Genomic DNA, 24,866 nt, shown 5'->3' with positions numbered 1-24,866 from the left:
TTACAGCGCAGTACGAGCATGGGAGGACATTATGGGAAAAGAAGATTACAGAAAAGCACTGAAAGCGGGAAAGAAAGATTATCAGGCCAGGCTGCTCCGTGGGGAAAAACCGATTTTAAAGGTGCTGGATGATTTTCTGCCGGAACGGGGGTCTTATTCTGAGACGCCTCTTGGTCTGGTGCAGGTTCCCATAGAACAGATTGAAGGGACGAAGACATTCGGAAGGAGCAGCTCTTTTGCAGGAAATTTTATGCCTATTCTGCGGGAAGACACAGAATTTGCGGCAAAATGGATAAAATTACTTGATTCTCATGTGGAGGAAGGTATCCGTGAGCCAATCAAGGTTTATGAATACATGTATAAATTTTATGTGGTAGAGGGAAATAAACGGGTCAGCGTAATGAAATATTCCGGCGCTGTCTCTATTCTGGGAAATGTAACCAGGATTATCCCAAAACGCAGTGAAGAAAAAGAAAATAGAATTTATTATGAATTTCTGGATTTCTACCGGTTAGCCCCCATTAACTATATCTGGTTTACCCAGGAGGGCGGATATGCAAAGCTGCAGGAAGCAGTAGGAAAAGGGCCGGATGAAGTCTGGAGCGAAGAAGATCTGCTGAAATTCAGCTCTATTTATACCAGATTTACGGCTGAATACCAGGCAAAAGGTGGAACTAAGCTGAGAAATTCACCGGGAGATGCATTTCTGTCATTTATTACCCTCTATGGCTATGACGTCATTGAGAATAAAACCACCAGTGAAATGCAGGAACTGGTGGCAAAGAGCTGGGAAGAATTTGTACTCCTGGGAGAAGAATCCGAGATAGATTTGAAGATGAAACCCAATCAGAAGAAAAAATCACTGTTTGATCTGCTTCATCTGCCTTCACTGGCTCCTGGGAAGTTAAAAATTGCCTTTATCTACGAAAAAACGCCGGGGACCTCTGCCTGGACGTACGCCCATGAACTGGGTAAACTGCATCTGGAACAGACATTCCCGGAAGAAGTACAGACCATCTGTTATGAAAACGGAACTACGGAAAATATTGACCGCCTGCTGAATGAGGCCATGGAGGAAGGCTGCGATTTGATTTTCACCACCACGCCGCCCTTTGCTTCGGCCAGTGTGAAAGCCGCCATTGACAATCCCAAAGTGCGGATTCTGAATTGTTCTCTGAATACATCCCATCGGTATATCCGCACGTATTATGCAAGGATGTATGAGGCAAAATTTCTGATGGGCGCCATTGCCGGAGCAATGGCTGAGAACAACCGGCTGATGTATATTGCGGATTACCCCATTTACGGCTCCATAGCAAATATCAATGCCTTTGCCATCGGAGCGAAAATGACCAATCCCTGGGCAAAAGTGTACCTGGAGTGGTCAGCCAAAAAAGATATGGATATTGAAGAACGCATACGGGAAAGCGGTTCCACCTGTGTTTCCGGGCGGGATATGGTAATACCGGAGGAGGCTTCCAGATTTTTCGGCCTTTACCATATAAACAACGGTTATCCCAGGAATTTTGCCATGCCCCTGTGGCACTGGGGGAATTTCTATGAGCAGCTTATATGGGCCATTATGGACGGAACCTGGAAATACGACGATGACCCTTCCACCAAGAAAGCCATCAATTACTGGTGGGGCATGGAAGAAGGGGTGGTGGATGTGGTATTTTCCAAATATCTGCCCAATGAGCTGAAGCGTCTGGCAGACCTGTTAAAATCCGCAATCTGTTCGGAAGTATTCAATCCCTTTTCCGGTATTTTATACTCCCAGACAGGTACGGTATTGAATGACCCGGAGGGAAGCCTTTCTCCGGAGGAAATCATGACCATGGACTGGCTGGCGGATAACGTAATCGGCTCCATACCCAAAAAAGAGGAACTGAAAGACCAGGCAGAGCCGGTGATGAAACAGCAGGGTGTAAAAAAGAAAGAAGGTTAATCTCAGAATGAAGATACTGGCAATCGCAGATGAAGAGTCAAAGAGTTTATGGGAATATTACGATAAGAGTAAACTGGAAGATGTGGAGCTGATTATTTCCTGCGGAGATCTGGACCCCCATTACCTGTCCTTTCTGACGACTCTTTCTTCTGTGCCGGTACTTTATGTACATGGAAACCACGATGACAGGTACGACCGGGTTCCGCCGGACGGCTGTATCTGTATCGAGGACCAGATTTACGTCCACAAGGGCATACGGATTCTGGGGCTGGGAGGTTCCATGCGTTACAACGCCGGAAAACACCAGTATACTGAACGACAGATGAAGCAGCGGGTGGCAAAACTGCGGTTCCAGATTTTCCGGAAACGGGGTTTTGACATTCTGGTAACCCATGCTCCCGCCTATCAGCTCAACGACGGACGGGATCTGACCCATCAGGGGTTCCAGGTTTTCCGGAATCTGCTGGAAAAATACAGGCCCAGGTTTTTTCTCCACGGCCATGTGCATCTGTCCTACGGCGGAAACCATAAACGTTATGACAAATATGAAGACACTCATATCATCAATGCATTTGAGAAATGTATCTTTGATTTTGAAGACGAGAATCCGAAGGATTCCCTGTCCGGATGCTGAGGAACAAAAAAGAGTCTGTCAGGAGAATGTCTATGAATCATATTACAGAACTGAAATTCCGTACGGAAAATCAAATACCCCGCAGCAAGCTGACGGGGTATGCCTTAGCTTGTTTCTGGCAAGTTCGCCCCAAGGGGCGGGGTATTTGACCCTCGCGGCATTCGCCAAATATCCGCGCTAGCGCGGCTGCTTGGCTCATTGCTCGCGGGAATAAAGAAGAACTGCTGCTTGGTTTTGCAGCTGATTTTCCTTATATTGCGTCCTGTGCAAAACTGGATAACTATCCATGCGGCTATGTTCCCTGGCACAGAGCAGTGGAGCTCTTTTATATGGAAACAGGAGCGGTAGAATATCATACTCCGAACGGGAAAGTGACAGTTCCCGCCGGATTCGGAGGATTTGTCAATTCCAATGTACTCCATATGACCAGACCTCTGTCCCGAAAGGAGAAAAATACCCAGCTTCTCCATATTTTTGATTCGTCTTTCATCTCAGGAACTCCGGGAAGCAGAATTGAACAGAATTATGTCCTGCCTGTCACAGCCTCGCAGAAGATGGCGTTTTTTCTTTTCCGTCCGGATATTCCAGTCCATGCAGAGGTGCTGGAAAAGATACGGAAGGCCTTTGCTTTTTCTGACTGTGAGATTGGCTATGAAATAAAAATCAGGGAATCCTTATCAGAAATCTGGCTTATTATCTGTGAATTATTCCAGGAACAACCGGAAGCGGAAACGGATATCACGTCAGACAGAAACGATGAACGTCTGAAAAAAATGATGATTTACATCCATGAACATTACCAGGAGAAAATTTCTGTTTCTGAGCTGGCAGCCGCGTATATCTGAGCGAACGGGAATGTTTTCGGCTGTTTCGCAATTACCTTCATATGACTCCTGCAGAATATATCAGAAATTACCGTTTGCAGGCAGCCTGCCAGATGCTTGCAGAAGGTCAGGAATCCATCACGGATATCGGTCAGGCCTGCGGGCTGGGAACAGGCAGTTATTTCAGTAAAATTTTCCGTGAATATGCAAATTGTACCCCGGCGGAATACAGAAAGAACTTAAAGTGCCGGAACAGACAGAACCACCGGTAACAGACTGGCAGAATTCTGCAGGTAAATGTCTGAAACGGGATAGATAATTTTGGAATTTTCCTTTATCATCAGACTGTAACCATTGATATGACGCAACAGCAAAGAAGGAGAATTTATATGTATTACGAAACAGGAGACTTTCTGGAAACAGCCGTATTTTTCTGACTACGATGACGTACAAAAGAGACAGGAAATTTTACAGGAATTACTGGGAGGTATGGGGAAGAATGTAGCCATTGACACACCCTTTCACTGTGATTATGGGAAAAATATTTTTCCGGGTGATAATGTTATCATAAATATGAACTGTACCTTTGTGGATAATAAACCCATACGAATCGGCAGTCAGGTGCTGATTGCTTCCAATGTGCAGATTTATACTTCTTCTCATCCAGTCCTGCCTGCTGAAAGGTTCCATCCGGACTGGGAAAAAACAGGTGCCACTTTTTTCAGGACCTATGCCCGTCCTGTGGAAATCGGAGACAATGTCTGGATTGGAGGAGGAAGTATTATTCTTCCGGGAGTAACCATTGGGGAAAACAGTGTCATCGGCGCCGGAAGTGTGGTGACCCGCCCGGTTCCTGCCAATTGCGTGGCAGCAGGAAGTCCCTGTAAGGTAATCCGATGTTTCCAGGAAGAACAGCAATAAGAACAAAACCGTTTTACTGTGTTGTCCGGGAGGAAAAAACGGAGCTTTTACAATCCCTGAAACTGTAGAACAAGTAGGAGATGACGCATTTTATTGTCTGTATAATGGGGTTAAAACCCTCGCCTTTAGGCGAAACCTTTAGGTAAACCCCATAGCTTCAAGTTTAGAAAAGGTGAAAACAGAGATACTAAACTTGAGGTGAAAGAAATGGAAAATTACAGAAAGTCAGCACATTGCACATACGATATCAAGTACCATTTAGTCTGGATAACAAAATATCGAAAACCAGTGATAACAGGAAAAATAGCGATAAGAACAAGAGAACTCATCAGAATCATCTGCCAGAGCAATGAAGTAGAAATACTGGCAGGACATGTTGGAAATGACCATATCCATCTGTTGGTATCCGTTCCGCCGCATTTGTCAGCGAGTAAGTTGGTACAGTATATAAAAGGGAATACGTCGCGAAAATTGCAGATGGAATATAAAGAATTAAATAAGCAATTCTGGGGTCAACACTTGTGGGCAAGAGGCTATTTTGTAGCAAGCAGTGGAAATGTAACAGATGAAATCATCAAGGAGTATATCAAGAATCAAGATCTGCAAGAGAGGAGCAATTCTGATAACTTTGAGATAGGATAAAAGTAATGGGATACCGATAACTTGCAGCATGCACAACTTTAGGCTGCTTTAGCAGCATGTTGAACCTACCGGCTTTAGCCGGTAGTGGTTCAGTTCTGCAAATATCTGACAGACGTCACGATTACAGGCAAAGTGAAACAGATACCATTCCTGCAAGTGTTACGGAGCTGGGGAATGACGTATTTGGAGAATGCATAAACCTGTCTGCCATTCATGTAGCAGAAGCAAACAGGAATTATTCTTCGGAAGATGGTATTCTGTATGATAAGGGAAAAACCATTCTGCTGTTCTGCCCAAAAGCAAAGATTAAGCTGGAAGAAGTCCGCATTACGGTTCCGGATACTGTGCATAACATTGCGGAGTACGCCTTTGACCATGGCAGCGGCTGGCAAAAACATGTAACGCTGGTCTGCTATGAAGGGTCCCCGGCACAGAAATATGCAGAAGAACATGAAATGAAATTTGAAGCGTCAAGGGCTGTAACACGATAAATGCGGAAACAGCGGACACCATTGTCTATGATGCGGCAGAATCTGCAACTTTTTCTACCCGTACAAAGGAAGAAGTGGGACAGAAATACGGAGAAGCCCTTTATGCAGGGGAGCGTTATGAAAATACAAAAGAATCTTCCTGGTATGAGTCGATGTATTCCCTGAAAAATCCATACGATGCCGGAAAACTGACCGAAGATACGCACAGGGCAATGACAGCCATGACAAACTTCTACCGCTGGCTGGCGTGGAACCGCTGCAGATTTCTTCTGCCCATTCAGAGCAGTTGCAGACAGAAGCGCTGATACGGAATTTTGAGTTCAGTCATACGGTGCGTTCTCATTGAATATTGAACTGACGAAAGGGGATGGAACACTTACCTGCACAAGTTCCAGTAAAAAAATGCAGCAGTAAATAACAAAGGAAGAATAACCATTAAAGGAACGGGAATTGCCATTATCACAGTAAAGGCGGCAGAAACAGAAAACTATTATGCAGCAGAAGTAAAAGTGACAGTAAAGGTCAGTCCTGCCAGGCAGACATTAAAATCACTCAGAACCAAAAAGGGAAAAAAACTGACAGTAAGCTAAAAAAAGATGGGAGGGCAATTATAAGACCGTTTCCCAGACTATTTCAAAGCTGAAAACAGGAAAAAAATATTATGTAAGGGTGCGTTCTTATTACTGTTTTTCCTGTTTCCGTCTGAGCCAGTCTTCATCGTTTTCATAAAAAGGCGTCTGTTCCGGAAAATTCCGCGCAATCAGTTCTTCAATATGAAAAGATTCATCCATGGCGGGATAGAGCAGGAAATCTGAAGCAAACAGAATGAACCATATCCCCAGGAACGGAAATAAAATAACAGACCAGGGAAGCAGCAGTCCAATAACAGTCCAGTAGAGAATCTGAAGCAATGCGCAGCCCAGAGTTTTCCGGAAAAAACGAATCATAAACAGCAGGCTGTTCTGGAACCGCTGTTTTCCGCTCTGTTCAAATAATGCAATCTGAGGCCAGTACAGAGAAAAAAACATGATAATCAGTGTCAGGCCCACAAAGTACACCGCAAGGGTCCCGAATCCCGGAAACCGGGAAGCCCAGAAGAATGTAGCCAGCATAAAAATATAAAAACCCAGCAGCAGGCAGAACAGAATACCGGGAATTATGGACTGACGCCAGTTCTGTCTCAGGGCGCGTCTGTAATTGTCCGTCCATTTGCCGGGCGCATCCCGCAGGCTTCGCAGCAGAGCGTCATGCATACAGGACAGAGCAGGGCCGGCAAAGGCGCCGCCGAGTATACAGGCCGGAATCAGAATTAAAATACTGGATGAAAGCAAAGACAGCAGGACTCCAAGCATAAACGGTAGAAATCCCAGAATAGTCAGAAGGTTTGCCAGAAAAAAGCGTCTGCCATCCCGGCTTAACAGTTCCTGAAACCGCGGTAATCCGGTCAGCCTCTGTCCGGTTCCTTCCGGCAGCCAGAGTACTGTTGTCATCCACAAGAACAAAACGGTCATCTGTATTTTCCACTTCAAGACTGTGACCCACCGTAAGATGCTTCAGATTTTCCACAGGTTCTTTTTCAGGGAGAGGGCTGGCACAGCCTGCCAGCAGAAAAGCCAGAAAACACAGAACAGCAAAATAACGTAATTTCATGAATCCACCTCCTGTTCGCCAGATTTGGTTCCGGCAATCTCACGCGTTGTTCCGCCTTCGGCATACGTAACGGGAAGACAGACAAGAGGAGGCCGGAACATTCTGTTTTCCTGCAGCAGCAGTTCCACACACATTTCAGCAATATCGGGAAGCGGCTGTACGATAGTAGAGCAGACGTATTCCTTATCACCAAACATGCGTATTCCGTCATAACCAATCACCTGCACGTCTTCAGGAACTTTCTGGTTCAGCCTGCGCAGGATTTTCAGCACAGACCAGGCCAAATTGTCGGTAACGCAGAAGATTCCGTCAAAGGCCAGTTTTCCGTCTGTAATATGGTCTTTCAGAAACTGTTCGAAACCTTCCAGAGAATCCCCGTCATTTAAAATTTTTGCTTCGTATGAAAGGCCGCGGGCCAGACAGCCGTTTTCAAATCCGGATTTCCGTTTATTTGGCTCATTGCTCAGGGAAGAACCAATCCGCAGAAATGCCACATGTCTGCAGCCAAAATCTGCAAGTTTTTCGGCAGCAAGCTGGCCTCCTGCAAAATTGTCACTGGCCACACAGGGAATTCCATGTCCCATGGAACGGTCGACAGATACAAAGGGAATGGTTTCATCTACAGTAAGATTCGGATTATAGGTAAGGCCGATAATACCATCCACTTTGTTTTGCCGGGCCATGGCAATGTATTCCTGCTCCAGATTTAAATCAAAATCAGTAGTGCAGAGTAACATCCGGTAATTGCGTTTCAGCAATGCAAGATTAATATGGTAAACCAGAGAAGCAAAAAATGGATTCCGGGTATTGGGAATCAGAAGAGCAACAGTATATGTCCTGCTTGCTTTCAGTCCCTGTGCATAACTGTTGACCTGATAGTTCAGTTTCCGGATAGCCGCCTCCACGCGAACGCGGTAGGATTCACCCACCGGCAGTCCGTTGACTACTTTGGAAACGGTACCCAGAGCAACGCCGGCTTCTCTGGCTACATCTTTCATGGTGGGAACGGGATTTTCTTTTTTCATAAGAGCCTCCTTTGATATGTTTCTGGATGTTAATAAAACAAGTGTTTCTTTTATGATGATATTATAATGGATATTTTTCTGTTTGTAAAGTGCATTTGCAGAAAATTTCATGAAACGTTACATATATTATTAAAACTGTAAATGTATACAAAAGAGCTATAAAAAAACTGTAATTAATCACTAAAATTATAGATATTCACAATGAAATAGAGAAAAAAAGATTGACTAACGCAACGCAAAATAATATATTTCAAATACAGATTGAATAACGTTTCACGAATACGGTGCGCATAAAAAAGAAAATTTGAATTCAATTTCATGAAACAAACCATCTGAAACAGAAAGGAGAGAGTAAATTATGAAAAAATTAAAGCCGGATATGGCAGCAGTTTCGGCGGTTCCTTTAAATGGAAAACCGTTGAAAAAGCGAATTATGGACAACTGGCAGTTGTATGCAATGCTCCTGATTCCTGTGGTACTGACCATTATTTATAAGTACATACCCATGTATGGAATCCAGATTGCCTTTCGGGATTACAAGGCCAGCCAGGGAATGTTCGGAAGCGAATGGGTAGGTCTGAAATGGTTCCAGCGGTTCTTTTCCGCTCCTACCTGTGTAAGAATGCTTTCCAATACTCTGCTGCTGAGTCTTTACAGCCTGTTATGGAGTTTTCCGATTCCCATTTTTCTGGCATTGATGCTGAATCAGGTAAGGTTTCAGCGGTTTAAACGAACCACTCAGACAGTGCTTTATGCACCTCATTTTATTTCCACCATGGTAATCTGCGGTATGATCCGCATCTTTTTAAGTCCCTCCGGCGGACTTTTAAATCTGATTCTCGGAAGCAGCGTTGATTTTCTGACAGAATCTTCCGCCTTTCGTACTATTTATATTGCTTCCGGTATCTGGCAGGATGCAGGATGGGGGATTATCGTTTATATGGCTACCTTTTCCAATATTGATACATCCCTGTATGAGGCGGCAAAAGTAGACGGTGCTTCCCTGTTTCAGAGAATTATCCATATTGATATCCCGGAGCTGAAGTCCATCATGGTGCTGAATCTGATTATGAGCGCCGGAAATCTGATGAATGTGGGATTCGAAAAGGTATGGCTTCTGCAGACAGATTTGAACAAGGCTACCAGCGATGTAATTGCTGTGTATGTGTACCAGCAGGGTATTGAAAACGCCAAGTACAGTTATTCCACTGCAGTAGGGCTGTTTAACACGGTGGTCAATATTATTCTTCTGATTGCAGTCAATAAGATTGCGGGCAAATTGTCCGAAGATACAAGTTTTGTATAGGAGGTGCGAGATGAAAGCGAAAACAAAAACAGGAAAATTATCCGGGTTTTCAGAACGAACCAGCGATATTATTCTGGTGGTGATATGTGTCATTATTTTGTTGATTGTTGCTTATCCTCTGTATTACGTGCTGGTAGCGTCAGTGTCAGATCCTTATGATGTATATGCAGGAAAAACATTTCTTTTGCCCAGCAAATTTACATTAGATGGATACAAAGCAGTATTTGCAGACCCCAATATCCTGACGGGACTGTTAAACAGCTTTAAGTACACCATTATCGGCACGGTATTTTCTGTGGTAATGCTGTATCTGACCGCATATCCCCTCAGTGTGAAGAACCTGCCCGGCAGAAAATTTTTCAGCATTTTCTTTATTATTACCATGTACTTCGGCGGAGGCCTGGTTCCTACCTACCTGATTGTAAAGGAAACAGGGCTGATTAACAACATGTGGGCGCTGTTCCTGCCGGGAGGCGTTGCGGTGGGAAATATGATTATCATGCGGAACTTCTTTGAGAACAGTATTCCCAGAGAAATGATTGAAGCAGCAGAAATTGACGGTGCTTCCAAATGGACGACCTTTATCCGCATTGTTGTGCCTCTGAGTCGTTCGATTATGGCAGTTATGGTAGTATTTTCCATGGTTACTTACTGGAACGACTGGTTTACGTCCATGATTTATCTTCCTTCCCCGGAAAAAGCGCCGCTGCCGCTGGTACTTCGGAATATTCTGATTAAAAGCTCTGCCAGTGCAAGCCAGGCAAGCACCATATCCGGCGGTTATGCCGAACTGAACAAAATGACAGAAATGATTAAATTTTCATCCATCATTATTGCAGCGGCCCCCATGCTGATGATTTATCCGTTTGTACAGAAGTATTTTGAAAAAGGTTTTATGGCAGGGGCAGTAAAAGGCTGATTGGGGAATACGGAATGAATTCGTATGACTGGTATCAAGTAGAAAGGAAGCCATATTATGAGAAAAAAAGGATTGCGGAAAAAGTTTTTATCCTGTATGCTGATGACTGGAATTGGACTGTCCATGGTATCATGCGGCAATGATTACGGAAATCACGAGAAAGGGGTTGCCAATACGGACACATCCCAGACAGATTTTTATATTATGGGAGGGATGGGCGCTCTGAGTACCAGCTATGATAAGAAGCCGGTGCTGAATCAGCTTCAGGAAGAAGCTGGAATTCATATCGAATGGAACACCATGAGCGAATCTCTGTCAGAACAGGTTAATATCCGGATTGCAGGCGGAGATCTGCCGGATGCGTTTATAGGGGTCGGATTCAATAACTATGATATTTCCCGTTACGGAGACGACGGAACCTTTATTGATTTGTCACCCTACCTGACGGAAGAATATATGCCCAATCTGTGTAAGATTCTGGAGGAAAATCCGGATATCCGCCGGGCAATCACCATGGACGACGGATATATCTATGGCCTCCCCTCCGGAGAGCGCATGGGTACTGCAGGAATTGGGGCAAAAGAAGATTACAGTATCTACACGATTCCCCAGTTTTCCATGATAAACAAAGCGTGGCTGGATGATCTGGGTCTGGAAGTGCCTACCACTCTGGATGAACTTCATACGGCTTTAAAAGCCTTTAAAGATAATGATATGAGCGCCAGATATTATGGAAATGATCCGGGCAGCACCATTCCCATGAGCACAGGATTCGACCAGTGGTGCTGGGGGCAGAATATTTTCTATGCGGGCTTTGGCTTTACCAACTGGCCCAATGACGTGTGCAACGATCTTGTGCTGAATGACGACGGAAAAGTGGAATTTATCTGCACCTCGGACAAATACAGGGATGCTCTGACTTATTTCCATGACTGGTATGCGGAAGGCCTGATGGATGTGGAAATGTTCAGTCAGGATGACACCCAGTTGATTTCCAAATGTTCCCAGGGTTATGTAGGCGTCTCCACCTGGTGGTATATCGAGGAACTGATGGGCGATTATGCGAAAGATTATGTGTTCCTTCCTATTCTGGACGGGCCGGATGGCACTCACAATGTAACGGTGCGCACCGGAGGCCCCACCAGCAGCGGAAATCTGAATATTACCAAAGCCTGCAAAAGTCCTGCAAACCTGCTGAAATTTTTCGATAAATGGTATGAGCCGGAAAATGTAATGCAGCTTCACTATGGCCCCATAGGGACGTATTTTACAGAGCAGGATGAAAATGGCGTATGGCTGAGCATCACCGACGAGGAATCTCAGGAGAAATTCGGAAAGGGAACCGGAGAACTGCGAGGGGAACAGGAAGTATACGGGCCAAAACTGATTCTCAGCAATTATTATCTCACTACTTTTAAAATGGAAGACCGGGCCATTGAGCGACTGACAGATTTGAATGAATTCTGGATGCCCTTCGTAGACAGTGCCGTAACCTATCCGGTAGACTGTGTATTTACAGGGGAGGAGCTGGACGACATTGACTGGTACAAAGCTGATTTTGAAAGCGCAGTATCTGAGCAGGAGGGGTTGTGGCTGAAAAACGGCGGGCCCACGGACGCAGAATGGGAAGCCTATGTGGAAAAATTAAAGAAAAAATGTGGTATGGATAAACTTCTGAAAGTATATCAGGACGCATACGACCGGTATGCCGGCGTTGAGAGCGAGGAAAAAGAATAAATACAGGAGGGTTTCGAAGGTATGAGCCAGATTTTACGTGATGCACGCAGGTATGAAAAAATAACGGAACGGAAAAACAGGGAAGTGGAAAAACCGGGATTTCATTTATCGGCAAGAACAGGATGGATGAACGACCCCAATGGATTTTCCTTTTATCAGGGAAAGTATCATCTGTTTTACCAGTATCATCCTTATAATTCACACTGGGGTCCCATGCACTGGGGCCATGCAGTCAGCAAAGATTTGCTGCATTGGGAATATCTTCCGGCAGCTCTGGCCCCGGATACCGTATATGACGAAGCAGGATGCTTTTCCGGCAGCGCCGTGGAACTTTCAGACGGCAGGCAGCTTCTGATGTATACCGGGGTGCATAAGGAAATTCAGAAAGATGGAGAGCAGCGTGATGTACAGACCCAGTGCCTGGCCATTGGAGACGGAAGAGATTATGAGAAGTATCAGTATAACCCGGTCCTGAATGAAAAGGACCTTCCGGACGGGGGCAGCAAATATGATTTCAGAGACCCGAAAATGTGGAGGGCAAAAGACGGAACTTTCCGGTGTGTGGTTGGAAACTGCGCACCGGAAAGAGATGGGCAGATTCTTCTTTTCAGCAGCAGAGATGGCCTGGACTGGAAGTACGAAAAGGTTCTGGCCGCTAACCGGGGCCGATTTGGAAAAGCCTGGGAATGCCCTGATTTCTTTGAACTGGACGGAAAGCATGTGCTGCTTACAAGCCCCATGGATATGCTCCCTCAGGGACTGGAGTATCACAATGGCAACGGAACTCTCTGTCTGATTGGAACTTATGATGAACAGGAAGAAATTTTCAATGAGGAACAGAATCAGGCCATTGATTACGGCATTGATTTTTATGCGCCCCAGACCCTTTCCGCACCGGATGGAAGAAGGATTATGATTGGCTGGATGCAGAACTGGGATACCTGTAACCTTCATTCCCCGGAACAGCCCTGGTTTGGCCAGATGAGCCTGCCCAGAGAACTTTCCGTAGTGAACGGAAGACTGATTCAGAAACCGGTACGGGAATTGGAAAACCTGCATGGGGAAGAAATAAAGTATGAAAATATTATTTTTTCCGGACTTACAAAACTGGAAGGTATTCAGGGCAGGAAAATTGACATGGAACTGTCCGTCCGTCCTCTGGATGAGGAAAATATGTACCGGAAATTTGCAGTCCGGTTTTCACAGAATGAGATTTATCATACTGCTGTCAGCTTCCGGCCCCTGGAATCCATTGTAAAAATAGACCGGAAATTTTCCGGAAGCAGGAGGGCGATCATCCATCAGCGGCGCAGCCGGATAAACAGCAGGAACGGAGAAATCAAACTGCGGATTATCCTAGATATGTTCAGTGCGGAAGTGTTTATCAATGACGGAGAACATGTGATGACGACAACCATGTATACAACAAAAGAAGCGGACGGTATTTCTTTCCTTGCTGACGGCGTGGTCACCATGGATGTGGTGAAATATGATTTGCAGACGGAGGAAATGAAATGAAAAAAACGGATGTGACGGCGTTGGGAGAACTGCTGATAGATTTTATTCAGAATGATGCGAACTGTCAGGGAAATCCCATATTTGAAGCAAATCCGGGAGGAGCGCCCTGCAATGTGCTGGCAATGCTTGCCAGGCTTGGCCATTCCGTGTCTTTTATCGGAAAAGTGGGTAAGGATTCTTTTGGAAGCTGGTTAAAAGACGTGATTCAGGATGTGGGAATCAATGCAGAACACTTATATCTGGACGACAGGGTACATACCACTCTGGCAATGGTACATACTTTTTCTGATGGGGACAGAGATTTTTCCTTTTACCGGAATCCCGGAGCTGACATGATGCTAACAGAATCAGAAGTGCCGGAACATGTTATACGGGATTCGAAAATTTTCCATTTTGGGACATTGTCCATGACCCATGAAGGCGTGCGGAGGGCAACGAAAAAAGCAATCCGTATTGCAAAGGAGTCCGGCGCACTGATTTCCTTCGACCCAAATCTGCGGCCGCCTCTGTGGGAGAACCTGGAGGATGCCAGAACTCAGGTGATGTACGGGCTGGAACAATGCGATATCTTAAAGATTTCAGATAATGAAATCCAGTGGCTGACGGGGAGAGAGAATTATACGGAGGGAGTGAACCGGATAGAAGGGCATGTCCGGATTCCGCTGATTCTGGTTTCCATGGGCAAAGCGGGGAGCCGGGCTTATTACAAAGGGGAAATGGTGGAATCGGCGCCGTTTTTGCAGGAAAATACCATTGAAACCACAGGTGCGGGGGATGCGTTTTGCGGGTGTGTCCTGCATTATATCCTGGAACATGGGCTGGATAAATTAACGAAAACAGATTTGACGGAAATGCTTACCCTGGCAAACAGCGCCGCTTCTCTGATTACAACCAGGAAAGGGGCTTTGCGGGTAATGCCGACGGAGAAAGAAATTTTACAGAACATGTCCCTGCGAAGATAAGAAATATAAAAAGCAGGGCCCAGGAAGTTTATATTATCTGTAAAGAAAAAGCCGCAGGACCGTAAACCGGCAAAGCAGTTTGCAGTTCTGCGGCTTTTTTTCGCATGGATGAACATGCTTTTCAGAGAATGGCATGGTCCGTATTAACCCTGACATGATCCAATGCAATAAATTCAAAATCGTCACAGTCAAGCCCATGGGGTTCCGGAAAATCCTGTTCCAGATGCTGGTCAAGGCCGCGTCCTGGAAATAGGCGGCAAATGCTTCCATAATCTCGTTTGCATGGGAACCGGTAAATGAAAATGTAAACCTTATTTCCTGATTCATTTTTCTCCTCCTCATTTTTACGTTTTGTATATCAGATTTATTATATTATTTCTGTAACGAAATATCAATGCTCTGGCTGCATAAAATTCTTCTTGCAATATACCCCTACAGGGTATATAATGTCATTGGAAAGGAGGGAACGATAATGGAAGATGAGAAAGAATTATGCAGCTGCCGCAGAACGAAAGAACGTTCTGAAAAAGAATATAAAGATTTAATTAACCGGTTAAACCGAATCGAGGGGCAGATTCGGGGAATCAAAGGAATGGTGGAAAAAGACGCTTACTGCCCTGATATTCTGATTCAGGTGGCGGCTGCCAATGCGGCCTTAAACAGTTTCAATAAAGTCCTGCTGGCAAATCATATTAAGACATGCGTTACCAGGGATATCCGGGAAGGGCGGAAGGAAACTGTGGATGAGCTGCTGGCAACCCTGCAGAAACTGATGAAATAAATCCTGGTCAGACAGGAAGAACAGAGGTGATAAATATGGAACAGTATACAGTAACGGGAATGAGCTGTGCTGCCTGCAGCGCCAGGGTGGAAAAGGCAGTTTCAAAGGTACCTGGCGTCAGTTCCTGTTCGGTCAGCCTTTTAACCAGTTCCATGGGCGTGGAAGGAACAGCTCTGGAACAGGACATTGTAAAAGCAGTGGTGGACGCGGGATACGGTGCGGCCCGGAAAGGAGCCCCATCCGGGACAGAACAAAGCAAAAGCCGTTCCGGAGAAGAACTGCTGAAAGACCGGGAGACGCCCCTGTTGAAACAGCGGCTGCTGGCCTCCCTGGGTTTTTTACTGGTACTGATGTATCTGTCCATGGGACATATGATGTGGAACTGGCCGCTGCCGGCATCTCTGGCCGAAAACCATGTGGCTCTTGGCCTTATGCAGCTTTTACTTACCGTGATTATTATGGTAATCAATCAGAAATTTTTTATCAGCGGATTCAAAAGCCTGCTTCACAAATCCCCCAATATGGACACACTGGTGGCCCTGGGAGCCGCGGCAGCCTTTGGATACAGTACCTGGGCCCTGTTTGCCATGACCGCGGCTCAGCAGAAGGGAGACATGGCAGGAGTAATGACTTATATGCATGAATTTTACTTTGAATCGGCAGCCATGATTCTGACATTGATTACCGTGGGAAAAATGCTGGAAGCCCAATCCAAAGGAAAGACCACAGATGCATTAAAGAGCCTGATGAAGCTGGCGCCCAGAACAGCCACCGTTCTTAAGGACGGAAAGGAAACGGAAGTTTCCATTGAGCAGGTGAAAAAGGGCGATATTTTTGTGGTGCGTCCCGGTGAAAATATTCCGGTAGATGGCATTGTGCTGGAAGGCAGCAGTGCTGTAAATGAAGCTGCCCTGACCGGAGAAAGTATTCCCTGCGACAAAACTGTCGGAGACACCGTATCGGCTGCCACCGCCAATCAGTCCGGATTTCTGAAATGCCAGGCTTCCAGAGTGGGAGAAGATACCACCCTGTCACAGATTATTCAGATGGTAAGCGATGCGGCTGCCACCAAGGCCCCCATTGCCAAAATAGCCGATAAAGTATCTTATGTATTTGTACCGACAGTGATTGGAATTGCAGTTCTCACCCTGCTGGTATGGCTGCTGGCAGGAGAAACGGTGGGCTTTGCACTGGCCAGAAGCATTTCCGTGCTGGTAATAAGCTGCCCCTGCGCACTGGGGCTGGCCACGCCGGTAGCTATTATGGTGGGCAATGGAATGGGTGCAAAAAACGGCATTATGTTTAAGACAGCCGTATCTCTGGAAGAAACCGGGAAAATGGAAATTGTGGCACTGGATAAAACTGGAACTATTACCAGCGGAGAGCCGAAAGTAACAGATGTAATACCTGCCGACGGCATTTCAGAACAGGAACTTCTCAGGGCTGCCTGCGGACTGGAGCAGAAAAGCGAGCATCCTCTGGCCAGAGCTGTACTGGAATATGGAAAGGAACAGGGAATTCCGTTTCCGGAAGTATCGGATTTTCAGGCATTGCCCGGAAACGGCCTGTCCGGCGCCTGGCAGGGAAATGTTATCTGTGGAGGAAATTACAGTTTTGTCAGCAGTCAGGCTGCAATTTCAGACACGTTAAAGCAACAGTCCGAAGAACTGGCGGAAGCCGGGAAAACACCTCTCTTTTTTGCCGAAAACGAGCAGACAATCGGCATGATTGCCGTTGCGGACGTGATGAAGGAAGACAGCCCTCAGGCCATCCGGGAACTGAAAGCCATGGGCATACATGTGGTAATGCTGACCGGAGATAATCAGCGCACTGCTCAGGCCATCGGCCGTCAGGCAGGAGTAGACGAAGTGATTGCCGGAGTTCTTCCCGACGGGAAGGAAGCTGTCATCCGCAGCCTTCAGGAAAAGGGAAAGGTGGCCATGGTGGGAGACGGTATCAACGACGCTCCGGCTCTGACCAGAGCAGATATGGGAATCGCCATCGGCGCAGGAACGGATATTGCCATCGACGCGGCAGATATTGTTCTGATGAAAAGCAGGCTCAGAGATGTTCCGGCCGCCATACGTTTAAGCCGGGCAACCTTAAAAAACATCCGGGAAAACCTGTTCTGGGCATTCATTTATAACATAATCGGAATTCCCCTTGCTGCAGGCGTCTGGATTCCCGTATTCGGATGGCAGCTCAATCCCATGTTCGGGGCGGCGGCCATGAGCCTGTCCAGTTTCTGTGTGGTAACCAACGCACTGCGTCTGAACATGCTGCGGATTCACGACTCCGGAAAAGACAGACCCCTCAGGAAAACGGGACAAAAAGAGTCCGAACACCACATCCCGGCCCAAAACGGGAAAGAAACAGAATGCAACAACAGAACCTGTAATATAAAGGAGGAACAGAATATGGAAAAAACAATGAAAATCGAAGGAATGATGTGCGGACACTGTGAAGCGGCAGTAAAGAAATGCCTGGAGGCATTTCCGGAAGTAACAGAGGCAAAGGTCAGCCATGAGGCAGGCACCGCAGTGATAACACTGAATGGAGTCGTTTCTGACGAAGCCCTGACAAAAGCAGTGGAAGAAAAAGATTATAAAGTAATTTCCATCCGGTAAACAATAACCTGTATCATCCCCCCGTTATCCTGGCCTGCTCGTGTTTTCACGCCCCTGTGTACATCCCTGCCATGAAAGCAGTTACTTTCATAGTTAAAAATGCACAAAAACAGGCAGGCAGCTCCTTGTACTTTTTGACAAAAATAAATTTTTTCCAGAAAATCCCTGACAAAAAACAGATAAAATGGTAATATAGTACTATAAGACTCTGACATATGGTAACAGATCATAAATCAGGCAAGGGGTGAACAGGATGAAATCATTAGTCAACGAAACCGTTTCCCATGACAAATTCGGCGCAGGAACAATTGTGGAAGAAACTGACCTCAAAATCCGGGTGCAGTTTTCCGGGACAGAGCAGCCGAAAATTTTTGCTTTTCCCATTGCTTTTGAAAAATTCCTTGTGCTGGAAGACAGAAATCTGCAGAAGGAATGTCAGAAACTGGCCCGGAAGAAACGGGAAGAACTGGAACGGGCAGAAGCAGAACGTCTCGCCGGTATCAGGCGTCTTGTGGATGAAAACCGCAGGGAACGGATGGAAGCACTGAAAAAGAAACGACACACAGGCAGAGGAAGGCCAAAAACCACCGGAACTGACGCTGTCAGACAGAAAAGTGATAAGACAACGTAACAGGTATCTATAAATACAGAAGAAATTCTGAAAATTATCATCTTGCTGCAAAGCAGTAACTGTTGCCAGAGCAATAAAAGAATCCGGTCTTACCGGATTCTTTTATTGCTTTTCTGTCGTTGAAAGAGTTATAATAGAAAAAAATATTAAAAAGCACAGCGCAGGCAGAAAAGGACATGCCGCAGATTTAGCTGAACAGAGGAGCAGTTTTATGGACGACAGGGCATATGAAAACAAAATCCAGGAACAGGAAATGTTACTGGAAAGTATTTATAACACCATTGAATTCGGTATTATACGATATGTGGTAAAAAGCGAGGATGATTATGAAATATTGTCCATGAATCAGGCGGCATTACATATGCTGGATTATGAGACAATGCAGGAATGTGCTGACGATGGTTTTTACGGGGTGGCAAGCCATGTGTCAGAAGAGGACAAGCCCAAAATCATATCTCTGACAAAATCGCTGCAAAAGCCGGGAGATATGGTAAAATTTGAATATCAGGCAAAAAGTAAATTCGGGGATACCCGTTGGATTTCTGCCAGTTCCCAGTTCCTGAAACTGGATAAAAATCAGAATCCGGTCATTCAGCGTACCATGACGGATATTACAGAAAAAAAGACGCTGGAACTGCAGCTTCGGCAGGAGCGGGAGGTCTATCAGCTGGCTCTGGAAAGCAGTGCGGATATTCTGTATGAATATGATATGAAAGACGACTGTCTGATCATGTATATGCCTTACACGGATAAAAACGGAACAAAGCATACCAGACGGGAAATTATTGCAGATTACCGGAACAAGGTAATTGCCGGAGAAGCCGTTCGGGCAGAAGATGTTTCCAAACTGAAAAAACTCTTTGTGGGCAGTATGGAAGATAACATGGAGGTTCAGCTCAAAACAGAAGAAGGCGTCCGCTGGTACCGGGTATCCGGCAAGAAAGTATTTGAAAACGGCCAGGCTGTCAGAATTGTAGGCACCATGCACGACATTCATGAGGTAAAAGAAGTGCAGAGGGAAAACCAGAACAATCTGGAAGAACTGAGAATCAACCGTCTGGCCATCAATTCCCTGAGCAATTCCTACACGGGCATTCATTATGTAAATCTCCATTCAAACACTTACTATGCAGTCCGGATACCGGGACATTTAAGAAGCATGATTCCAAAACGTGGCGATTACACGGATGTGATTTATCACTATATTGAAACGCAGGTGGCCTTTGAAGACAGGGGAAAAGTGAGCAAATTTGTGGATCCGGAATATCTGATACAGCGGCTAAGCCCCGGAAACAGCCATATTGAGACAGAATACCGCTGTGTCAGAAAGGAACAGAATCATCCGGTGTGGAACCGCCTGGAAATCAATCTGGTTTCCTGTAAAAACAATATACCGGAATATGTCACCATCAATTTTCTGGATATCACCGGTGAAAAACGCAGAGCGCTGAAACGACAGTATGATAATGCCCTCCTTGGGTATGCCATTTCCGATTCCTATGATTCCATTTTTGAGATTGGACTGGATCACGACACCATTTACCGGGTAATTTTTGACGGAAAAGAAGTTTCACGTAAAAAATATACCAGACACTTTACGGAGATGATACAGGAAAATCTGCAAAATCTTGTACATCCGGATTCCAGAGAAGAATATCTCCGGATGATGAATCTGGAACGTCTGCGCGCCCAGACCGATGAAAATTACAGTGAACTGCTGATGCAGAACGGGGAAGGAGGATATGAATGGATTTCTCTGACTCTGCGTACGGTAACCAGAGATAACAGCAGAAGGATGCTTCTGTTTACCAAAAATGTGGACGCCCGCAAGAGGAAAGAACTGGAAGCCCTGGAGCGGGAGCAGAAAAGCCGGGAAGCCATTATGGAGGCCTATGAGGCAGCAAACCGTGCCAATGAGGCCAAGAGCCAGTTTCTGTCCAGAATGTCCCATGATATCCGCACTCCTCTGAATGCGATTATCGGAATGACAGCTATTGCGGGAACTCATCTGGACGATACGGACAGGATTCAGGATTGTCTGGGCAAAATTTCATCTTCCGGCAAACTTCTTCTGAATCTGATTAATGAAGTGCTGGATATGTCAAAGGTGGAAAACGGCAATATTTCTTTGAATGAGGAAGAATTTAATCTCTCCGATATTATCCAGAATATTCTGGAAGTGGTAAAACCCAATCTGGCAGAAAAATCCCAGGAAATCAAAGTGGATATCCGTTCTCTGCAGCATGAGGAAGTAGTGGGAGACACCCTGCGGCTGCAGCAGGTATTTATGAACCTGCTTTCCAATGCCATAAAATACACACCGGAAGGCGGTCTGGTGTCACTGCATATCCGTGAGCGGAAATCTACGGTAAGCAGTGCGGGCTGTTATGAATTTATTTTTGAAGATACGGGAATCGGTATGGCGCCGGAATTTATTCCGAAGCTGTTCGAGCCTTTTGAACGGGCCGAAGACTCCAGAGTCAGCAAAGTACAGGGTACCGGTCTCGGCATGGCGATTACCCAGAGTATCGTACATATGATGAACGGCACCATTCAGGTGGAAAGCGAACTGAACCGGGGTACCCGCATTACCGTCACCATTTTTCTCAGACTTCAGGACAGGGAACTGGAATCTGTTGCGGAACTGGAGGATTTATCCATACTGGTGGTGGATGACGATGCGGACATCTGCGAACATACCTGCGTTATGCTGGAAAATATCGGTATGCACGGAGAAAGCGTTTATTCCGGTACGGATGCGCTGCAGCGCGTGGAAAAAGCCCATCTGCGAAACGACGATTATTTTGCAGTAATTATGGACTGGAAAATGCCGGGTATGGATGGAATTGAAACGACGCGGGCCATCCGGAGCCTGGTTGGGCCTGAAGTTCCGGTCATCATTCTCTCTGCATACGACTGGTCCGAAATCGAGGCGGAAGCCAGGGAGGCAGGCGTAAACGGATTTATTTCAAAGCCTCTGTTCCGCTCCAGACTGGTATACGCCCTGAAAAAATTCCTTCCGGGCAATGAGGAAGAAGACAATACCGGAGAGACAGAGCAAATCCACTTTGAGGAAAAAAGGATTCTTCTGGTGGAAGACAATGAGCTGAACCGGGAAATTGCAGAAGAAATCATCGGGACAACGGGCGTGGCAATTGAGAGCGCTGAAAACGGAAAAGAAGCGGCAGACCTGGTAAGTTCCAGACCGGAAGGATATTATGACCTTATCTTTATGGATATCCAGATGCCGGTTATGGACGGATATGAAGCCACAAGGACAATTCGTGAGCTGGAAAAGCAGCGGAACCGGAGCGTTCCCATCGTTGCCATGACTGCCAATGCTTTTATGGAAGATATCCAGAAATCAAAAGAAGCAGGCATGAACGCACATCTGGCAAAGCCTCTGGATATTCGGCAATTAATGGAAACATTGAAGGAGTGGCTATCCCCGCCGGAAAGTATGTGCATGAAAAAAAGTGGTTTTTAAATTTCAGGCAAATTTATATTTTTTCTGAAAATGAACAGAATATAAGTTGTATATTCTGGATATCATATAAAATATACAAAAAAAAACTTCTATTTTTTCGCATATTTTTAATGTAATTTTCGAAAAATGTGTTACAATAACTTATAGCGATGCTTAAAATACCGGGGAGGTCCGTACATGGAAGAGAATGCAGCCAGTGGATTACGCGAGCAGCAGTTAAGACGAAAACGAATTAAAAAAATGAAGTCTACGATTGTTGCAGGAATCGTAATCTGGATTTTAACAACGAGCATATTGACGGTTACCCTGTTTGTAAAGCTGCTTCATATGGAAAACAGACTGGACGAGCTTGCAAAGTCTGTGATTTCCGTTGAACAGGTAGTGGAAAACCAGCAGGAAAAGAGTGCAGCATCTCCAAAAGAAACTGCGGAAACTCTGGACACGGTAAAAAACGGGACGGAAGAAGATAATCTTCTGAAGGAAGGCCAGACGCAGAAAGTCTATCTGACCTTTGATGACGGCCCAAGCGAAAGTACGTCCCGAATCCTGGACATTCTGAAAGAGAAAAATGTAAAAGCGACTTTTTTTGTAATCGGACAGGAAGATGCGGAATCCAAAGAACTGTACCAGCGGATTGTGGCTGAGGGGCACACGCTTGGAATGCATTCTTTTTCACATAAATATAATGTAATTTATGAATCTCTGGAGGCATTTTCAGAAGATATGGCACATTTGCAGTCCTATCTGGCGGAAGTGACGGGAGTTACACCGGAGATTCTGCGGTTTCCGGGAGGAAGCAGCAATCAGGTGAGTAATACGGACATGAAAGAATTTATCCGTTTCCTGAAAGAAAAGGGCATTACCTACTATGACTGGAACGTAGCCAGCGGAGATGCTACCAGTCATGCTTATACACCGGAAGAACTGGTGCAGAATGTTATGAATGATGTGGGAAGATATGAGACATCCATTGTACTGATGCATGACTCATCTGCGAAATCAGGTACCGTAGAGGCGCTGGCGCCGATGATCGACCAGCTGCGGGAAATGGGTGCCGAACTGCTCCCCATTGACGAAAATACAACGCCCATACAGCAGATACCCGCTGACAGTGTTGATTAACAATAATTTATGGAGGTACATATATGAGCTTTTTTAAGGAATTTAAAGATGACTTATCTCAGGCAGTAAACGAACTGCTTCCTGGGGAAGAAGAGTTAAAAGCAGCCACTCCCGAACAGCCGGATCTGGTGGTAAATACTCTGGAACAGGAAGTAGACGTGCAGTCTGAATTGAAAAAATTAGAGGGCCTGTTTGAAAAAGTGGACGAGACTGCAGCCAGACGTGCAGAAAAGCCGGTTGTTCCTGCAGTGGAGAAGCACGTCGAGGAGCCAAAGCCAACCATCCAGGAAGCAATTCAGGAAAAACAGAAAGAAACCGTAAAGCAGAAACCTGCAGCAGCAGAGAAGCCGGAACATAAGGAGGAAACAATTGTGAGTACAGAAGCTGTGAAAGAAGAAAATGTAGTAAATGAGGGTACCGGAGCGGAAGAAGTAATTGCAGAGACAAAGGGCATAGGCACACTGTCAGACGAAGTGTCAGACGAAGTAACAGTTATTACAGAAGGAACATCTCTGAAAGGTGATCTGGAATCTATCGGCTCTTTTGAACTGAGAGGAAAAATTGACGGAAATGTCCGCTGCAACGGAAAAGTGACAATTACCGGAAGTCTCCAGGGAAATGCAGAAGCATCTGAATTCTTCGCAGATGCTGCAAAAGTAGAAGGAGAAATTTCCACCACCGGAACCGTTAAGATTGGCCTTGGCTCTGTGGTAGTCGGAAATATTACCGCAAGCAGCGCAGTCATTGCAGGGGCAATCAAAGGGGATATCGACGTACAGGGTCCTGTTGTGGTAGATACTTCCGCAGTTGTAATGGGAAATATCAAATCACGTTCCGTACAGATTAACAACGGTGCAGTCATCGAAGGTTTCTGCTCTCAGTGTTATGCAGATGTGGATATGGAGACTTTTTTTGAAAAGAAATAAGGAAGGCATCCAATGAAAAGAATATTATTGAAGTTAAGCGGGGAAGCGCTGGCCGGTGAAAAACATACCGGTTTTGATGAAGCTACCGTTATGATAGTGGCAAAACAGGTAAAACAGCTGGTGGACGCCGGTACGGAAGTTGGAATTGTAATTGGCGGCGGTAATTTCTGGCGGGGAAGAACCAGTGAAAATATTGACCGTACCAAAGCAGACCAGATTGGTATGCTGGCCACGGTGATGAACTGTATTTATGTGTCTGAAATATTCCGCTCTGCGGGAATGATGACTCAGGTTCTGACGCCTTTTACCTGCGGCGCTTTTACAAAACTGTTCTCCAAAGACAGAGCTGACAAATATCTTTCCGGAGGGATGGTATGCTTTTTTGCAGGAGGAACCGGACATCCTTATTTTTCAACGGATACAGCTACGGTGCTCCGTGCCGTGGAAATTGAGGCAGAAGGTATTTTCCTTGCAAAGGCTATTGACGGCGTATATGACAGTGACCCCAAAATCAATCCTGCGGCTGTAAAATACGATGAGATTTCCATTCAGGAAGTGATTGACCGCCAGCTTGCAGTGATAGATTTGACGGCGTCCATCATGTGTATGGAGAATAAAATGCCCATGTATATCTTCAGTTTAAACGAGGAAAACAGTATTGTGAAAGCAATCAGCGGGGAGTTTTCCGGAACAAAAGTTACAGTATAGCATAAAA

The 24,866-nt window shown here is 45.6% G+C and carries 22 protein-coding genes; 20 read left to right on the top strand and 2 right to left on the bottom strand.

Annotated features, from left to right (window positions below; all coding sequences use genetic code 11):
• The first annotated feature begins 31 nt into the window (after nucleotides 1–31).
• From VSQ32_06225 to VSQ32_06190, 8 genes are all read left to right on the top strand, one after another.
• A complete protein-coding gene (locus VSQ32_06225; GenBank protein ID MEH2942467.1) occupies nucleotides 32–1,948 on the top strand; it encodes a BMP family ABC transporter substrate-binding protein in 1,917 nt (638 codons plus the stop codon).
• Between the two features lie 7 nt (nucleotides 1,949–1,955).
• A complete protein-coding gene (locus VSQ32_06220) occupies nucleotides 1,956–2,582 on the top strand; it encodes a metallophosphoesterase (protein MEH2942466.1) in 627 nt (208 codons plus the stop codon).
• A 329-nt stretch (nucleotides 2,583–2,911) separates the two neighbouring features.
• Nucleotides 2,912–3,427, top strand: a complete 516-nt coding sequence (locus tag VSQ32_06215; GenBank protein MEH2942465.1) for a hypothetical protein — start codon at nucleotides 2,912–2,914, stop codon at nucleotides 3,425–3,427.
• A gap of 41 nt (nucleotides 3,428–3,468) precedes the next feature.
• The gene (locus tag VSQ32_06210) at nucleotides 3,469–3,678 is read left to right on the top strand and encodes a helix-turn-helix transcriptional regulator (protein MEH2942464.1); all 210 of its coding nucleotides are present in this window, start codon (nucleotides 3,469–3,471) and stop codon (nucleotides 3,676–3,678) included.
• Nucleotides 3,679–3,895: 217 nt separating this feature from the next.
• Nucleotides 3,896–4,327 carry a sugar O-acetyltransferase gene (locus tag VSQ32_06205; protein MEH2942463.1) on the top strand — a complete coding sequence of 144 codons (432 nt, stop codon included), beginning with the start codon at nucleotides 3,896–3,898 and terminating at the stop codon, nucleotides 4,325–4,327.
• Between the two features lie 207 nt (nucleotides 4,328–4,534).
• Entirely contained in the window at nucleotides 4,535–4,969 is a 435-nt protein-coding gene (gene tnpA / locus VSQ32_06200; protein MEH2942462.1) for an IS200/IS605 family transposase, read from the top strand.
• Nucleotides 4,970–5,025: 56 nt separating this feature from the next.
• The gene (locus VSQ32_06195; GenBank protein MEH2942461.1) at nucleotides 5,026–5,460 is read left to right on the top strand and encodes a hypothetical protein; all 435 of its coding nucleotides are present in this window, start codon (nucleotides 5,026–5,028) and stop codon (nucleotides 5,458–5,460) included.
• Nucleotides 5,461–5,534: 74 nt separating this feature from the next.
• Nucleotides 5,535–5,765 carry a hypothetical protein gene (locus VSQ32_06190; GenBank protein ID MEH2942460.1) on the top strand — a complete coding sequence of 77 codons (231 nt, stop codon included), beginning with the start codon at nucleotides 5,535–5,537 and terminating at the stop codon, nucleotides 5,763–5,765.
• Between the two features lie 375 nt (nucleotides 5,766–6,140).
• Here VSQ32_06190 and VSQ32_06185 read toward each other — a convergent pair whose 3' ends face one another.
• Together VSQ32_06185 and VSQ32_06180 are read right to left on the bottom strand one after the other, a co-directional pair.
• Nucleotides 6,141–6,971, bottom strand: coding sequence for a hypothetical protein (locus VSQ32_06185; protein MEH2942459.1), 831 nt, complete (start codon nucleotides 6,969–6,971; stop codon nucleotides 6,141–6,143).
• Between the two features lie 135 nt (nucleotides 6,972–7,106).
• Nucleotides 7,107–8,135: a LacI family DNA-binding transcriptional regulator gene (locus VSQ32_06180; GenBank protein MEH2942458.1), complete on the bottom strand. Its 1,029-nt coding sequence runs from the start codon at nucleotides 8,133–8,135 to the stop codon at nucleotides 7,107–7,109.
• A gap of 358 nt (nucleotides 8,136–8,493) precedes the next feature.
• Here VSQ32_06180 and VSQ32_06175 point away from each other — a divergent pair, with 358 nt between their 5' ends.
• The 12 genes from VSQ32_06175 to pyrH all read left to right on the top strand — a co-directional run bounded on the left by VSQ32_06175 (nucleotide 8,494) and on the right by pyrH (nucleotide 24,859).
• On the top strand, nucleotides 8,494–9,441 hold the full coding sequence (locus tag VSQ32_06175) for an ABC transporter permease subunit (protein ID MEH2942457.1): 948 nt from the start codon (nucleotides 8,494–8,496) through the stop codon (nucleotides 9,439–9,441).
• Between the two features lie 10 nt (nucleotides 9,442–9,451).
• Nucleotides 9,452–10,360 carry a carbohydrate ABC transporter permease gene (locus VSQ32_06170; GenBank protein ID MEH2942456.1) on the top strand — a complete coding sequence of 303 codons (909 nt, stop codon included), beginning with the start codon at nucleotides 9,452–9,454 and terminating at the stop codon, nucleotides 10,358–10,360.
• Nucleotides 10,361–10,417: 57 nt separating this feature from the next.
• On the top strand, nucleotides 10,418–12,097 hold the full coding sequence (locus VSQ32_06165; protein ID MEH2942455.1) for a sugar ABC transporter substrate-binding protein: 1,680 nt from the start codon (nucleotides 10,418–10,420) through the stop codon (nucleotides 12,095–12,097).
• Nucleotides 12,098–12,118: 21 nt separating this feature from the next.
• Nucleotides 12,119–13,615: a glycoside hydrolase family 32 protein gene (locus VSQ32_06160; protein MEH2942454.1), complete on the top strand. Its 1,497-nt coding sequence runs from the start codon at nucleotides 12,119–12,121 to the stop codon at nucleotides 13,613–13,615.
• Nucleotides 13,612–14,577, top strand: a complete 966-nt coding sequence (locus VSQ32_06155) for a carbohydrate kinase (protein ID MEH2942453.1) — start codon at nucleotides 13,612–13,614, stop codon at nucleotides 14,575–14,577. Before VSQ32_06160 ends, VSQ32_06155 begins: the two co-directional genes overlap by 4 nt.
• Nucleotides 14,578–15,049: 472 nt before the next feature.
• Nucleotides 15,050–15,358, top strand: coding sequence for a metal-sensing transcriptional repressor (locus tag VSQ32_06150; GenBank protein ID MEH2942452.1), 309 nt, complete (start codon nucleotides 15,050–15,052; stop codon nucleotides 15,356–15,358).
• 35 nt (nucleotides 15,359–15,393) lie between these two features.
• Nucleotides 15,394–17,985: a heavy metal translocating P-type ATPase gene (locus VSQ32_06145; GenBank protein ID MEH2942451.1), complete on the top strand. Its 2,592-nt coding sequence runs from the start codon at nucleotides 15,394–15,396 to the stop codon at nucleotides 17,983–17,985.
• Nucleotides 17,986–18,238: 253 nt separating this feature from the next.
• Nucleotides 18,239–18,616 (top strand): hypothetical protein, encoded by a 378-nt coding sequence (locus VSQ32_06140; GenBank protein MEH2942450.1) that lies wholly within the window; start codon nucleotides 18,239–18,241, stop codon nucleotides 18,614–18,616.
• A 211-nt stretch (nucleotides 18,617–18,827) separates the two neighbouring features.
• A complete protein-coding gene (locus tag VSQ32_06135) occupies nucleotides 18,828–22,103 on the top strand; it encodes a response regulator (protein MEH2942449.1) in 3,276 nt (1,091 codons plus the stop codon).
• A gap of 177 nt (nucleotides 22,104–22,280) precedes the next feature.
• Complete coding sequence (locus VSQ32_06130) at nucleotides 22,281–23,225, top strand: polysaccharide deacetylase family protein (GenBank protein MEH2942448.1); 945 nt, start codon at nucleotides 22,281–22,283, stop codon at nucleotides 23,223–23,225.
• A gap of 23 nt (nucleotides 23,226–23,248) precedes the next feature.
• Nucleotides 23,249–24,151, top strand: a complete 903-nt coding sequence (locus tag VSQ32_06125; GenBank protein ID MEH2942447.1) for a polymer-forming cytoskeletal protein — start codon at nucleotides 23,249–23,251, stop codon at nucleotides 24,149–24,151.
• A 12-nt stretch (nucleotides 24,152–24,163) separates the two neighbouring features.
• Nucleotides 24,164–24,859, top strand: a complete 696-nt coding sequence (pyrH, locus tag VSQ32_06120) for a UMP kinase (GenBank protein MEH2942446.1) — start codon at nucleotides 24,164–24,166, stop codon at nucleotides 24,857–24,859.
• The last annotated feature ends 7 nt before the right edge of the window (nucleotides 24,860–24,866 follow it).

The sequence above is a fragment of the Lachnospiraceae bacterium JLR.KK002 genome, from assembly GCA_036941025.1.
Taxonomy (GTDB): Bacteria; Bacillota; Clostridia; order Lachnospirales; family Lachnospiraceae; genus Petralouisia.
The sequence above is the reverse complement of the archived record's forward strand: the minus strand, read 5'-3'. Positions and strand labels throughout refer to the sequence as shown.